Here is a 15100-nt window from a genome sequence, read left to right as displayed (position 1 = left end):
TTCCTGAAAAACCAGATCGGTTATCAGTATGGTTCTAAAGGTGGCTTCAGCCTGCGTGTGACTTATGGTGCAGCTGACGGAATGGGTGACTATTCTGTTAACGCAATGTTCAAGCAGGATAAGTGGGAAGTTTTCGTTGCGGCTGTAGATACTGGTGATGTGTTCAACACTGGTACGAATGAAGCTTATAGTGCCGTTAAAGCCGGTGGTGCGTTGAAATTCGGTGCGCATAAATTCATGTTGCAATATGAAGCCACAGAGTTTAGCGAAGACGGATTTGAATCAGTTAAACCAACCTACATCTATGCTGCCTGGAACATGAAGATGGGTAAATGGAAGTGGGTAGTTAACGTTGGTCAGATCGATGTTGATGATCCAACCACTCCAAACTCTGATACGACCTACGCTGCTTTAGGTGGTTACTACAACTTCAGCAAGACCACTAGCACTTTCTTTGGTTATCGTATGAGTGATGCAGATGATAAGTCTAAAGAAGACGTAATTTCTATTGGTCTGAAGAAAAAATTCTAAGTCTGACTTAGCATTTTTAAAGCGTTATAGAAAACGGGGCTTCGGCCCCGTTTTCTTTTGTGCGAACTTTTTCTTCTATAAATAGCTGATTTAATGTAGCGCTATTTGTTGCAATTTGTCCGTTATACCTTTCTTTCCTACCTTCCTTATCAGGGGTTTGTTATTATCAGTGATGAGGGAGATATTTGTTGGATATGATGTATGATCATTCTTAGAACCGTTCTTAGTTATTTTTCATTGCTGGCTGTATCACTCGCAGTTCTCATCGGTTGTGCAACCGAGCCTGTCAAACAACAAGAAGCCATTTATTGGCCAAAACCGCCCGAGACGCCTCGCTATGTTTATGAAGGTAGTTTGCGCTCCAGTGGCACGCTCATGGAAAAAGATTCTGCGGGTCAGTTGCGCAGTATGGTAACCGGTGAGAACAAAACCGATGAGTTGTTTTTCTCCAAAGCTTATGATGTAGCCGCACGAAATGGAAAGATAGTTGTAACCGATTCAGTATATCGAATTGCAGTAATGTTTGATGTGCCCAGGCGCAAAGTGTATGCCTTTGGGCATCGCGGCGATGGAAAAGGGAAAGGCGCCCTGGAAAAGCCTATCGGGGTTGGCATGGATGGAAAGCAATGGACATACATTGCCGATGTTAGTGCTCAGGACGTTAAGGTTTTTGATCCTTTGGGAATGTACATTAAAAGTATTGGGAGCAAAGAGTATTTTCAACGGCCTATCGACGTTGCTGCTAATGAGAAAGGAGATCGAATTTATGTGCTAGATGGGGGTGGGATTAATTCCGAATGGCATCGAGTTATTGTGTTTGATGAGGAAGGCAACAAACTCAATGAGATTGGTCGTCGTGGTTCCAATCAAGGAGAATTTAATCTACCCAATCAGCTCACAGTTGGCAGTGATGGAACACTCTATGTGCTGGATGCGGGAAATTTCAGGATACAGGCGTTTTCACCGGAGGGTGAGTTTTTACGTTCGTGGGGAAAAGTCGGAAGAAACCTGGGAAACCTGGCGCGGCCAAGAGGTATTGCAACTGATACGCAAGGGAATGTGTATGTTTCAGATGGAGCATTTCGTAACTTCCAGATTTTTTCACAGGATGGGAAACTATTATTATTTATAGGAGAACCTGGCCTTGAAGATAAACCAGGGCAATTTGTGCTACCCGCCGGTATTGCAGTGGATGAGACCGATCGTGTTTATATTGTGGATCAGGTTCATCATAAGGTAGATGTTATTCGTAAATTAACGGAACCGGAAATACAACAACTAGTGGCTGGCACAAAGGCCAGTAATTCTAAAAATTCCTCAAATGACAAACAATCTGCAAAGTCGGCTCCGGCAGAGTAGTAAAGACTATTTATTTCTTGATTATCGGTGAATGTAACTTATGTTATGGATACCATAAAAACATTTAGTATTTGTCTAACTCTTTATTTTCTCACTTAATTAACAGATCTTGTTATTCGTACGAATAACCGACTATCCAGCTGCGATGTTACGTACGTAGTCTTTAAAATTGATAATTATTAAGTCAGAATTGCTCACATTTTGTTATAGTTCTTTGTTATTTTAACGGCTCTGCTCAGAAACCGATTAAAGGCCATAAAGTGGCCACTTTGTTGTGTTACTACCCAGTTGATTGACAAACATCCAGTTGTTTTTGCTCAATAATTTATTAACCATGAAAAATTTCAAAAATGATATAAAATTAAATTTACAGCCCTATAATTTGTTGACATTAAAGATGGGCACATGTTACAAAAGCGTCTACTGAGTGAACTATCTTTGTTTAAATAATAACTACCCAGGAACGGTGGTTAATCTCACAGAGCGAGAGGCAGGGGGTTACATTATGAACCATAAACTTTTTACTAAGACTGCGATTTGTGCCGGTATTGCTGGTGCAACGTTAGTCGTTTTATCTAGTACCGCGCTGGCTGCGCCAGTAGGTGGTACACCACCGAGTTTCGGTGGACCAATGAGTAGTATCTTCGATTCTTATCACAATCTAGGTTCTACTAACCAACGTACTACTACACCAAACGGCGGTCAGCCGTCTAACCACAGTAACGACACTGCGGAAATTTGTGTTTTCTGTCATACACCTCACGGTGGTGACAACACTGCTGCTGTGCCTATCTGGAACAGACAGTTAAGTGATCCGACTAGCTACACACGTTATTCATCGCTAGGGACTTCAACATTTGATGCGACTGAGGCGCCTGTCGGTTCAGTGACTATCGCATGTTTGTCTTGCCATGATGGTACCCAGGCTATCGACTCAGTGATAAATGCGCCGGGTTCAGGTGGTTATGATCCAGCTGGTGCACGTATTGGTACCAACTTTGTGGGTGATGATCAGGTGAATGGTCAATTGGATCCAACGATTGTACAGAACCTGGGAACTGATCTTTCTAATGATCACCCGGTAAGTATGCAATATGCTGGTGGTGGTGTTAGCACAACGAATGTGAATGGTCCTACGAATGACCCGGACTTTCCAGCAGGTGCTAATCCGAATCCACATCCAACAAGCTTTACTTTGAACAATATGGCTGCTCCAACTACAGCGCCAATCACTACTTTGTGGTGGATTGAGCGTAATGACGAGTCGTTAAATAACGGCAGTCGTGACCGGGTGGACGTAATTCTGTATACACGTCTTGAGTCAGAAACCGGTGTAGCTGGTGGCGAACAGCCATTTGTAGAATGTGGTTCTTGTCACGATCCACATAATATCGATAATCCAACATTCTTGCGTGTATCTAACGGTATTCCGGCTTCACTATCGGGTGATTTCCCAAATGCAGTTAGCCCGAACCGTGGTAGCGCACTTTGCTTGACTTGCCACATTAAGTAATTACTAGACAAGTCACGTAATTGTAAGAAGTACAATAAACTGGTAGCTAAGCTGATATGCTTGGCTACCAGTTTTTTTTTGTAGCAAAATAATTGCCTAACAATTAAATATCCCGGTTTTTTAGCTGCCATTTATAATGCATAATGCTATGTCTTTTTAAAAACCATAAACCATTATTCGTAAACTCCATGCATATGTTGAACTATCCACAGTCTACTTATTCGTTATTAGCTAACTTGACGTGCAGGAAAATTTTCAGTTTTACAGCTTTGCTTTGCTTTTTTGTAACAGCAGTTAAAGCCGCAGATACACCTTCAGATGATTATTTTGCCGTGGTTAACGATCAAGTGATTCCTGCGCAACAATTTCAGGAAGCGTTTAGGACTGGAGTGCGGGAAACTTTTTTTCATGGAAAAGTTACGGATAAGGAGCTGGAAAAGTTTCGTGATAGTGTGGCTCAAAAGCTGATTGATGAAACATTGTTGGTGCAGCAGGCTAATAAGCTTGGTGTCAAACCCAATCCTGAGCAGGTTAAAAAATCAATTGAAAAAGAAACTGCCAAATATCGGAAGCAAGCAAACTGGGAAAAGGGTAAGGAAGCGATTATTGCTTCTGTTAGACCAAAAATAGAACTGGAAAATACTATTGAGCAACTGGAACAAAAAACGCGAAACATTCCCCCGCCTTCAGAAAAAGCAGTGATGGAATATTACAAAGAAAATGCAGACCAATTTACAGCGCCTGAAAAGTGGAACGTCTCGATAATTATGTTAAAAGTCGATCCGTCATCACCAAGCACAGTTTGGCAGGAAGCTGCTGAACAAGCCGATGAGATTGCGCGTCGACTACGAGATGGAGAAAATTTCGAGGAACTGGCGCGTATTCACTCCGGAGATGAATCTGCGGTGGAGGGTGGCAATATGGGATATATCCATACAGGAATGTTATCCAAGCCCGCACAAAACGTGTTGAACTCGATGGAGCTTGGACAGATTTCCGAGCCAGTCATGCTTTTACAGGGAGTGGCGGTATTCAGGTTAAATGGAATTCAAGAAGCAAAACTTAACGAATTTGAAAAAGTGAAACCCCGGGCGACAGAGTTGCTACAACGGAAATTGGCAGATGAGGCGTGGGAAAATTTAATCTTAACACTTCGTAAGAATGCAAAAATAGATATAAATGACAATGTCGTAAAAAGCGCAACAGCGGGTCCACGTCCTCAGTCTTAATAATGGGTGTGTTAGTTATATAGAAGGTAGCTGTTATTCGATTAATGCTTTATAAATCGACTGTAAAGAGCGGTAATTTTCAGGCAAGTATTTGCATGGATGTAGTAGCTATCTTAGACTGAGCGTTAGTATTGAAGAATAAAATAAATAGTACTTTTTACATTGCTCTGAAATAGAGCTTCTTTTTTGGGGGGGTCGGTCTAACAGTCGATTCACATACGGTAAACTAATTAATATTGGTTTAGAGAGCTTTGTGCTCTCGATCATAGTGGATTGTGCCGGTCGTTAATGAATTGCTATGCCCGTCAAAACTAATACAACACTAAATATCGTCAAGCCATTCGGCTGCTCGGTAATTATTCTATTAATCCTGCTGTATTCCAAATTTTCATTTGCATTGCCAATGATTCCTATGGCTTATAGCGGCAGCCTTGGTTATACCTACAGTTATTTAAAATCAAATGAAGCTGAATCAGAAAACTCATCGCTCACTGCCAATATTTCAGGGACAGGTTTCATATGGCAGCCCTGGTTTGTCACGCTGGGATTTGGATTGAGTTTCGGGATTGCTGAAAGTAATTCCAATACCAGCACCAGTGGAACCTCCACAACCACTTATTCCGGCAATATACAGTTTACTGTTTTTCCACAAAGTCGTTTTCCGTTTATCATGTCTCTAAGCCGAACGGATAGCCGATTGGAAAATACTGCAGCATCATTTCAGGCAGATGATCACTATATAAATTACCGCCTGTTCATGAGTCAGACCTATTATGGCGTAAGTGGTTATGTCGCTCGTTTATCGTATGACCACAATTCTTTTGAATCCGATAGATCAGACTCAAGTAGTGATAATTTTAGTGCCAGCTTTCGCGCCAGGAAACGACATCACAGGTTTTATGCGACGGCTAACTATTCAATGTCCGAGAGATCCACTTCGGATTTAGAGCCATCCAGTGGCCTACTGGAGGCGAGACACAACTATGCTCCGGGCACTGAATTACAGGTCACATCTCTAGCGAATTACACGCGAAACGATGCTGGGGTAGCCGATAACCGCGGACTGTTTCAAAACGTACAGGCTAACAGTAACTTTTCCTGGCGACCCATTGATCGACCTTATACATTAAATGGAGGAGCCAGAGTATCTGCTTCTGAAAGCGGTGGGGGCAGTAAAACAAATAACCTGGCAACTAATATTGGTGCCAGCTATCGTGCTTCACGTTCGTTACGTTTTATAGCGCAAGCGTCTGCCAGTGCCACTGAGACGGACTCTCAGCAATCAGTGTTTAGCACGCTAAGTGCAAATGGAAGTTATAATTCGCAACAATACTTTGTGGGTCGATTTAACTGGAACTGGAACGGCGCTGCTGGTTTAAGTAATTCCACGTCAAGTTTAAACGATACCACGGAAAGCATTCAGAATTATTCAGTGAGTTTAGGTCAAAACTTTAGCCGCCCTTTTACTATTGGCCGAACTTCAACAATGAATTTTGCATTTACCCAAAATGGTAATGCCAGCAAAAGCTCGGAACTTGATGATCCTAGCTATGGATTAGGGAATGGTCTCAGTTTAGGCTGGAGTCGACGAGGTATTAGCTCGGGTACTTTTTCATCAATAGCGTTTTCCGACACCCGATCATGGGGTATCACGGATACGACGTTCCAGCAGTTACTGTGGCAATTCACCCAACGTAACGCCTTATCACGCGTGAGTGCTTTGTCTGCTACAGCGACATTTCAGGCCACTAAGCAGGATATTCCGGAAACAGATACGCCGAGCCAGCCAATGACTCTTTCAGCAAATATAACCTATACAAATTCTCGAACTTTTGGCATTTATCCGCTAAGATTTAGCTCCAAGTGGACATACAATAAGCGATTTGAGGATGAAGAGGTTAGTGCGCAGGAAACGCTGGAATCTGAAAATAGGTTTGATTATCGCATTGGTCTGCTGACTACTAACGTAACTTTCCGTATAATGACCACCCAGGGGGGAACCACTACGGAATCACTCACATTTTCAATTACTCGAGCTTTTTGAGTTCGTGTAGTATAGTTCGGTCTTCGAACAACAAAATATAACCAGAAATCGCGGAAAGTAATTGACGATATTAAAAAAATAGGGAGGAGGGCTCTATGTTTAGATCCGCACTTATAGGGCTGCTCGGCGTAGTTGCAGTACTTATCTTGCCGCAATCGGCAAAAGCAGAATACGCTGATGTAGTGATTAATAATTATGCAGATGCTGCGGGAATGCGTCCCGTGGTGTTTCCACATTGGTATCATCGAATTCGCTTTCGTTGCAAAGTTTGCCATGCCGACCTGGGATTTAAATTCAAGGCAGGCGGCAACAAAATTACTATGGCGAAAATTATTGATGGTCAATTCTGCGGGGCTTGCCACAATGGTGAAATTTCATGGTCGGTAGAGAACTGCGGTATGTGCCACTCAGGCGTTCCAGGTACACCTACCTCGATACATGGTAGTACCGTTCAACGTCTCGTCGCTCCTACGTATAAAGCGCTTGAAGGCAAAGAGCAAGTGCAAAAATAAAGGCGAAAGAGAGGGAGAACAACAATGAATATTAAAAAATTTAGTTTAATAGTAATGGCGCTCCTCCTGGTGGTTATGTTTGTGGGGACAGAAACATTCGCTGCGGATAAGAAAGATGCCAAGAAAAAAACAGGAACTGTTAGCTCAGCAAATATTTTTAACCGTTTGCTGAAAAAAGAGAAAATGAAAAATGCTCCTCCAGCTGAGGATGGTATTCACGATTTAGCCAATGATGGTACGCATGTGCTGCAACCACCATTAATTGCCTACGAAGGATTACCAGGTTCCGAATACGGCAACTATGTGGATTGGGTGAAATCGCTAAACGACGGTTTATTGAAGCCAAGGTATGACCGCTTTGACCCTAAAGTCGAGCCTCTGGTGATGGATCTTGATATCGTTCGTGAAGTAAAAGCATCGGTGCCGGACGTGGTTTTTCCACATAAACCGCATACGCAGTGGCTGCATTGTTCCAATTGCCACCCGAAAATTTTCATACCGCAACGTAATGCTAACGTGATTAACATGTCGGCTATCTTGCTAGGTCAGAAGTGTGGCGTTTGTCATGGCAAGGTTTCGTTTCCAATCACAACAAAGTCGTGCAAGCTATGTCATTCAAAAGCTAAGCCGAAAGATTGGAAGCCACCTCAAAGTGAAGCGAGTCTGAAAACACCCTGGCGTTAATAGTTATATTAGATATTAGTCAGGGCTTGCGGGCCCATACGTGAGATAGAGCATATACGGCGCGTGGTTCCCAGATACTACGCGCCGTTTTGTTTATATGCAGGTCCACATTTCCCTTAATAAGGTAATAAACTTGCATAGTTAATAGAAAGCTTATGAGACATAGAAATTTCTTCCAAATCTGTAGTGTTGAGCAGCAAGTGATGAATAGAGTAGCAATCAAATTATCAATTATCGTTTTAATTGTTTCGTTCGTATCCCTGGCTGGGTGTAGCACCAGTGTGGAGAAAGAAACAATAGATGCAGAAAAGCCTGGTGAAATGGCCGCTCAAGCCGAGGCTGTAAAACCTTCGGATGTAGAGCAGGCGAAAACTGAAACGGAAAAAATGGCAGAACCTGCCCCTGAAGTTAAGGAAGAACCAGTCGTTGAAGTAATTCCTGGCAAGCCTGATCAAGATGAAGAGTTGAAGATTGAGCCAATTGCGGAACCAACTCCTGAGGCCCCTGTAGAAGATAAAGCGGAACCTCAAGTCACTGAGGCTGCACCTGTAGAAGAAGTGGTTAAGGAAGCGGAGTCTGCGCCAGCAGCTGACGCGGCAGCCGCAGCTACAGTTCCCGTATCAACCGGTCCTGATCATTTCGTTATAACAGCCGGCAAAAAAGATCAATCTCACCCTCATTTTGGCAAAGGACATGCGATGGGGTTTGTTGTAAACAACGAGCAAGGTAAGGAAATTGTTCTGGAACGTGGGAAAACATATCGCATTGATGTGGCCACGGATCCAATGCACGACGTATATATTTCACTAAAGGAAATCGGTTGGGGCAGTACACCATACTCACACGGAATTGAAGGGCAATTCACCTATAAAGGAACTATAACCATTAAACCAGATGATAAGACCCCTGATGTGTTGTTTTACTCCTGCCGCAATCATCCTTATATGGGTGGAAAGATTCACATAGTAAACCCGGGTCAGACGGTTGAGATTGTAAAGAAAACAGCTGCAACGACTGCCTCGGTTGCGGCAACAGCAAACAAGCAATTTACAAAAGCTGATGCGAACCAGAAAATCATGTTTGCAGATATGTTGTTAAAGTCAAAAAACAGTCAGGCTGTTTTAAAAAGTAATATCAGTGGCGCGATAGATCTTCATAAAAAAGCGGAGACTGATTTGAATTTGGCCAGAGAAAACCTGAAGACAGGTAAAAATGAAGAGGCATACAAACAAGCCGACAACGCCATTGTTTTGTTAAAGAAATCAATCAAACTTGTTCCCAATGAAAGTGCATTGGAACATATGAAAGTACGACACGAGGAATTGCAGGTTTCAATCAAGGATTTTGAGGCTTCTCACAAGGATAGTTACGATAGGATTGCCAAGAAGCAAGGGAAAGATGCTGCGGTTGATTATGATAAAAATGAAGTAGAGAAACTTAAGGCATCCGCTACGAAGAGCGCAAAGCAAGGCGACTACCTGAAAGCAAATCAGGATTTGGAAAAAGCCCAGCGTATGATAACGGTTGCCTTACACAAAATGTTAAACAATCAAACCATCGTTTACGATCTAAATTTTGAAACGGCGGAAGAAGAGTACGATTACGAATTAAAACGATTCGCTGGATATGAGGAACTGATTCCGATCGCTGTGGAACAGAAAAAGCCTGCTGAAGGTGCGAAAAAATTGATGGAATCTTTTCTAAAGAAGGGGCAGGATTTACGAGACCGCGCAGTGAATAAAGCTAAATCGGGTGATTATCCAACGGCGATCGCTATGCTTCAGGATGCGACTAAGGATGTGCGTCGCGCTCTGCGTATGATCGGTGTAACGCAATAGAATTGTTTGGCCGCCGAATAGCTTGGGATCAAGATTCGCGGATTTGGATATTTAACAGGTTGAGATCAAATCAATTAACAGTAGAGTATTAGGGTTTGGTGGCGATGCGCAAGGATTCATCTTTTATTATGGCGAGACACTTGTATATAAAATCTGGTATTGGAGTCATGCTGTTTGCGTTGTGTGTGGCAGTGGGTTCTGTTGTTGCCGAAGAAGGTGGTGGGCATTTTCAATTACACGGTGATGTTATAGCTATCGATAAGGATGGCATACATGATCCTCACAATGATGCAGTAAAGACCCTGCAGCCCCCCGCGGAAGCAATGAAAGACTTCCCCCGTGATGCTCGTGGCATTGTAAATTGGGTTGAGACACTTAATAGTGGAATGATTCAGCCGCGGACTGGGCTAACCGGAAATGAAAAAATGCATTCGGTAGACTTTGATGTAATCTTTAAAAACACCGCATCTATGCCTTATGTAAGATTCCCGCATTTGCCGCATACGAAATGGTTGACCTGTAAAAACTGTCATCCTGCCATTTTCCTCCCTCAGCGTGGTGGTAATTTTGTCACTATGGCGGCAATTATAGAGGGTGAATATTGTGGTGTTTGCCATGGTAAAGTTGCTTTTCCTCCCCTGGAGTGTAATCGATGCCACAGTGTTTCGCGCGAAAGCGTCGGTTTACGCTAACCGTTTTTCTAATATATCTACCATTTCTATTGCTCGGCTGCTCAATGGCTGAGTTAGAGCGAATTGCTACGGAAAACAAACTAGAAGAAGTTACTTCTGGGTCGGCCGGCTCAGGACGTAGTGGCGCTAAATCCAAATTTCTTGCGTTTGATTCAATTATCAAAGGTGGACGACAGAACGAAGCAGGCTTCACTGGCGCTTTTAGACGCCTGATGGTTGGTCCGGATCAGGAGATTCGCTTAATGAATCCTGTTGCTGTTGGCGGCGTTAATAATTACCTCTACATCGTCGATGCAGGATTGCGTATCGTGTTTCGTTATGATTTGGTAACTAGCACTATCCAGCCTATTGGTAATGTGGGCGCTCAATTTGTCGGTGAACCCGGAAATATCTATGTTGCTCGAGACCAGACATTTTACGTTGTAGACTCCATGGGTAAACAGGTCTTCCATTTTGATGAGCAAGGAAACGTGTTAGAGGTTATTCAAGACCTTGCCAACCTGTCACGGCCTATGGATATCTTGGTTGATGAAATTACCGGCGAAGTGCTCGTTGCGGATGGTTCATATAGTCATGTGCTTGTATTTAACAAGTTCGGTAAGGCTGTTCGTGCAATTGGTCAACGTGGAACGGGGCCGGGCAGGTTTCGGGCTATCACGGGTATGACTGTTGGCGTCGATGGACTGTATGTGTTGGATCGTCTGGAATTGCCAGTACAGGTTGTTACGATGAATGGCGACTACAAATACTCTTTTGGAGAATCGCACCAGATATTTCCCACCGCAATCGCTGTAAACGAGGATGGAATCGTTTACGTCGCAGATAGGTCAGACAATACAATCCGAATTTATCAGGATGCAGAATTGTTGTCTGTGTTTGGTGGTACCGGTTCTGCGCCAGGTCGGTTTCGAATGATTACCAGTATGTGGATTAATAATGATCTGCTCTATGTTGCCGATAGTATGAATATGCGGGTGCAGGTGTTACGTATGAGTGCTGAGGCTCCCGAACCAGCGGCGTTAAACCAATGATCAAAATCGCCAATTCCAGAAAGCTAAAACTGCAATTGTTGCTGCTAGCAAGCATCCTGTTTCTGACTGCTTGCGCCAGCAGAGAATATCGCATGGATTACGAAGTTGAAGAATCTACTGCGAAGATTTGGCCGCCGCCACCTGAAATTCCTCGATTTCGCTATGTTGGTACGCTTACTGGCGAACAGAATGTTAGAACCGTTGATGATGATAAAAGCTTCGGTGATTACATGGGGGACTTTTTCAAGTGGGTAGCGGGTATTGTGGGGCAAAATCCAGTACCACTCGTGTTGCAGCGTCCTCAATCAGGCACAATCGACGAAAACGGTAGAGTGTTCGTCACTGATGTGAGCCGTCATTCGATTATGGTTTTTGACCTGCCTCAGGGCCGCTTAAGCGAATGGCACCTGGCGACTCCCAATACAAACTTTGCAACACCGGTGGGGATTACGCCTGGTCCTAAAAAGACCATCCTCGTCGTCGACGCAGACCTGAGAATGGTTATTCAGCTTGACGAAACAGGAAAGCCAATCAACAGATTTGGTGAAGATAAGTTCAAGCGCCCTACAGGAATCGCCAGAGATCCAGTCAACGGCAGGATCTATGTTTCAGATTCTCATGCTCACGATATAAAAGTTTTTGATGAGAATGGCAGCTTAATTAATGTCCTTGGGAAAAGAGGTAGTAATACGGGAGAGTTCAACGGTCCAACCCACCTGCATTTTAGCGATGGTAACCTGTATGTAACCGATACTTTCAATACGCGGGTCCAAATTTTAACAAATTCTGGCGAATTTAAGAGCGAATTCGGCAAACGAGGACTATTTGTAGGGAATTTAGTCAGACCGAAGGGTGTCACGACGGATAGTGAAGGCAACGTCTATGTCATTGAGTCATTTCACGATCATTTGCTAATATATAACTCTAACGGGGAGTTTTTGTTGCCGATTGGTGGCACAGGAACAGATGTTGGACAGTTCTACCTGCCCTCGGGAATTTGGGCAGATAATAACGACAGAATATATATTGCAGACATGTTTAATGGGCGGGTTGTTATTCTGCAATACTTGGGCGGAAATTACGCACGTAGGGCTGTTTCAAAACAATAGAGCAAGGTGATCATGCGAGTTAAGAGCGTTGTTGTAACGGGGGCAGTATTATCTATCATGCTGGTTATCTGGCAAACGTCTGCGTTTGCTGGTCGCGTTGCTGATATTCAAAATACCAAGCACAATTTTTCCGCGTCTCCGTTATATCCTAATACCTTGCCTACCGGACAACAGCGTGTTGTCAGAGCAACCGATGAAGAACAAATCTGCGTGTTTTGCCATACGCCACATGCAGCAGAAACCAGCGTAGGGCCCCTCTGGAATCGACAGTTATCAAACGCCAATTACCAAACCTATGTGAGTGGATCGCTCGATTCAGGTCGTCCGGGGCTTAATCCCAACCTTCAGGCCCAGGCGCTACAGCAACCTAATGGCGTATCCAAGCTGTGTTTGTCCTGCCATGACGGCACCCTGGCGATTGGCGCCGTGAATGTGCTTTGGGGCACGTTTACCGATCAGGATGGAACCACCGAAGATATCGCGATGCAGGGTACGGGACCTGGTGGAACCATGGCGCCTGGTGAAGGTGCAACCACAGGATTTACAAGAAATCTAGGCACTAATCTCACCAACGATCATCCGATATCTGTTCGCTACGATGCCAACCTGGCCGCGGTAGATGGTGAAATGCGTTTCCCCAATGTTGAGGATGATATAATCGTGCGTAGTGTTGATCCCTGGCCTCCAACACAAGGACAGCGTACTCGTACTGAATATATACATCTGGAGCCCGACGCCGGTACTAACACTGGCGGTTTGGTGCAATGTAACAGCTGTCATGATCCGCATATTCGTAGTACCGACCCTACGGAAAATATCAAGTTTCTACGTTTGAACCGTTTCCAGAAAGTTCAGCCACAGGAAGGTCAGTTTAACCCGAACAATGACATCATTTGCCTGGCATGCCACGACAAGGCGGGTTGGGTAGGGTCAGCGCATGCGCACCCCAACGTTGCTGATGAGACATATACAACCGCTGCAGCTGAAGTCCGTGAGTTTCCTACCTCTGGCAACGGTACTCAGGTTTGGGAAAGTGCTTGTCTGGCCTGTCACGATACGCATACCGTTCAGGGTTCGCGCCGATTACTTCGTGAAGGTACGGATGGTGGAATCATGACATCTTCATCAGGCTATCGGATTAAAACAGGTAATGGCCAACCAGCAATAGAAGAGACCTGTTATGCCTGTCACTCTGCGGATGGGAACACATTGATAGGGCAAGGTACTGGTAATTTCCAGGTGCCTGACATCAAAACTGACTTTACCACCATGCGCACTCATATGCCGATTTCCAATTCCGACCAGCCAGCAGGTCAGGAGATGCACGACATTGGTTCACCCAATCCAGATGTTCAGGACCCCAATGGATTAGGTAAAGACTTTATAGAAAATCCAGCCAATATGGGGCGTGGTAATTTAACCAACAGGCATGCCGAATGTACCGATTGTCATAATCCGCACCGAGTCACTAAAAATCGCCAGTTTAATATGGATCCGTTTGTCCCGAACGCGGCGGGTACCCATAATCATGCCCAGCCACACAATAATCTGGCTTCGGGTGTATTACGTGGTATTTGGGGTGTAGAACCGGTTTATGGTGGTACGGCTTTTATGACTATTCCGGTCAGTTTTGACGTGAAACGTGGTAGTCCAGGCATAGGTGCCAGCACGGCGATAAACGCTCCCCATGTCACACGTGAATACCAGGTATGTTTAAAATGTCACTCGAATTACGGATATAACGATCAGAACAACAACTTTGGTACTACGCCGTTACGTCCGCAATTGGGTACATTCACCGGAGGAACGCCTCCCGGCACTAATGACCTGACCATCTACACTAACCAGGCGATGGAGTATCAATCACCCGCTGACCATATGGGGGAAGGCACGTCTGGTTCTGCCACTGGAGCGGCTGGTGCCTATGCCGCCAACAATCATCGTTCCTGGCATCCCGTCATGCGCCAAACGGGTCGCAGCAGCGGAGTGCGCGGTGGAGCAGATCCGACGAACTGGCGAACACCTTTCCAGACTATTGGTACTCAGACCATGTACTGCACCGATTGCCATGGTTCGGATACGGATACTGCCAATGATGGCGTTGTCCCACGTCCCAAAGCCGGTGGTGGATCTAACGAAGACGGTTTTCCCTGGGGGCCTCACGGATCAATTAACGACTTTCTGCTGAAGGGTGAATGGAGTGGTAATCGCACTACGGACACCGATGGTACGGGTAACCTTGGTACCGGTGATGCGGGCTCAGAAAACCATCTTTGTTTTAAGTGTCATGAATATAACCAGTATGGTCAAGCTGGTCTTGGCGGTGGCATGGGTGGCATGGGTGGAGGTGCTACTGCCCAGACAAGTGGATTTGCCACACCAGCCTGTGGCGGCGGTTGTATGGGTGGTCCAATCAACAATCTACATGTATATCATACCGGAGTAGTTGCAACCTGGCGCTGTAACCTGTGCCACGTGGCGATCCCCCATGGCTGGAAAAACAAGAATTTTCTCGTTAACCTGAATGATGTTGGCCCTGAGGGTGGTGAGGCACCTGG

Annotated in this window: 12 protein-coding genes; all 12 read left to right on the top strand. The window is 44.7% G+C overall.

The genetic code is table 11. The features are described 5' to 3' along the window. The coding region (locus ACWVCM_RS02970; protein WP_455200219.1) for a porin at nt 1-531 on the top strand (531 nt) is incomplete at its 5' end. 201 nt (nt 532-732) lie between these two features. Further along, complete coding sequence (locus tag ACWVCM_RS02965; protein ID WP_455200218.1) at nt 733-1890, top strand: 6-bladed beta-propeller; 1158 nt, start codon at nt 733-735, stop codon at nt 1888-1890. Nucleotides 1891-2395: 505 nt separating this feature from the next. Further along, the gene (locus ACWVCM_RS02960; RefSeq protein WP_455200217.1) at nt 2396-3403 is read left to right on the top strand and encodes a cytochrome c3 family protein; all 1008 of its coding nucleotides are present in this window, start codon (nt 2396-2398) and stop codon (nt 3401-3403) included. Nucleotides 3404-3591: 188 nt separating this feature from the next. Next, entirely contained in the window at nt 3592-4632 is a 1041-nt protein-coding gene (locus ACWVCM_RS02955) for a peptidylprolyl isomerase (RefSeq protein ID WP_455200216.1), read from the top strand. A 298-nt stretch (nt 4633-4930) separates the two neighbouring features. After that, the gene (locus ACWVCM_RS02950) at nt 4931-6676 is read left to right on the top strand and encodes a hypothetical protein (RefSeq protein ID WP_455200215.1); all 1746 of its coding nucleotides are present in this window, start codon (nt 4931-4933) and stop codon (nt 6674-6676) included. Between the two features lie 95 nt (nt 6677-6771). Then, a complete protein-coding gene (locus tag ACWVCM_RS02945) occupies nt 6772-7188 on the top strand; it encodes a c(7)-type cytochrome triheme domain-containing protein (protein ID WP_455200214.1) in 417 nt (138 codons plus the stop codon). Between the two features lie 24 nt (nt 7189-7212). Further along, nucleotides 7213-7872 carry a c(7)-type cytochrome triheme domain-containing protein gene (locus ACWVCM_RS02940; protein WP_455200213.1) on the top strand — a complete coding sequence of 220 codons (660 nt, stop codon included), beginning with the start codon at nt 7213-7215 and terminating at the stop codon, nt 7870-7872. A 155-nt stretch (nt 7873-8027) separates the two neighbouring features. Further along, nucleotides 8028-9710 carry a hypothetical protein gene (locus tag ACWVCM_RS02935; protein WP_455200212.1) on the top strand — a complete coding sequence of 561 codons (1683 nt, stop codon included), beginning with the start codon at nt 8028-8030 and terminating at the stop codon, nt 9708-9710. 104 nt (nt 9711-9814) lie between these two features. After that, nucleotides 9815-10402, top strand: coding sequence for a c(7)-type cytochrome triheme domain-containing protein (locus ACWVCM_RS02930; protein ID WP_455200211.1), 588 nt, complete (start codon nt 9815-9817; stop codon nt 10400-10402). A gap of 44 nt (nt 10403-10446) precedes the next feature. Continuing rightward, a complete protein-coding gene (locus tag ACWVCM_RS02925) occupies nt 10447-11433 on the top strand; it encodes a 6-bladed beta-propeller (protein ID WP_455200210.1) in 987 nt (328 codons plus the stop codon). Continuing rightward, complete coding sequence (locus ACWVCM_RS02920) at nt 11430-12542, top strand: 6-bladed beta-propeller (RefSeq protein WP_455200209.1); 1113 nt, start codon at nt 11430-11432, stop codon at nt 12540-12542. Before ACWVCM_RS02925 ends, ACWVCM_RS02920 begins: the two co-directional genes overlap by 4 nt. Nucleotides 12543-12554: 12 nt before the next feature. Then, a partial coding sequence (locus ACWVCM_RS02915; protein WP_455200208.1) for a hypothetical protein occupies nt 12555-15100 on the top strand: 2546 nt, incomplete at its 3' end.

The sequence above is a fragment of the Kaarinaea lacus genome (genome assembly GCF_975902315.1).
This window is presented reverse-complemented; position numbering and strand designations above follow the sequence as displayed.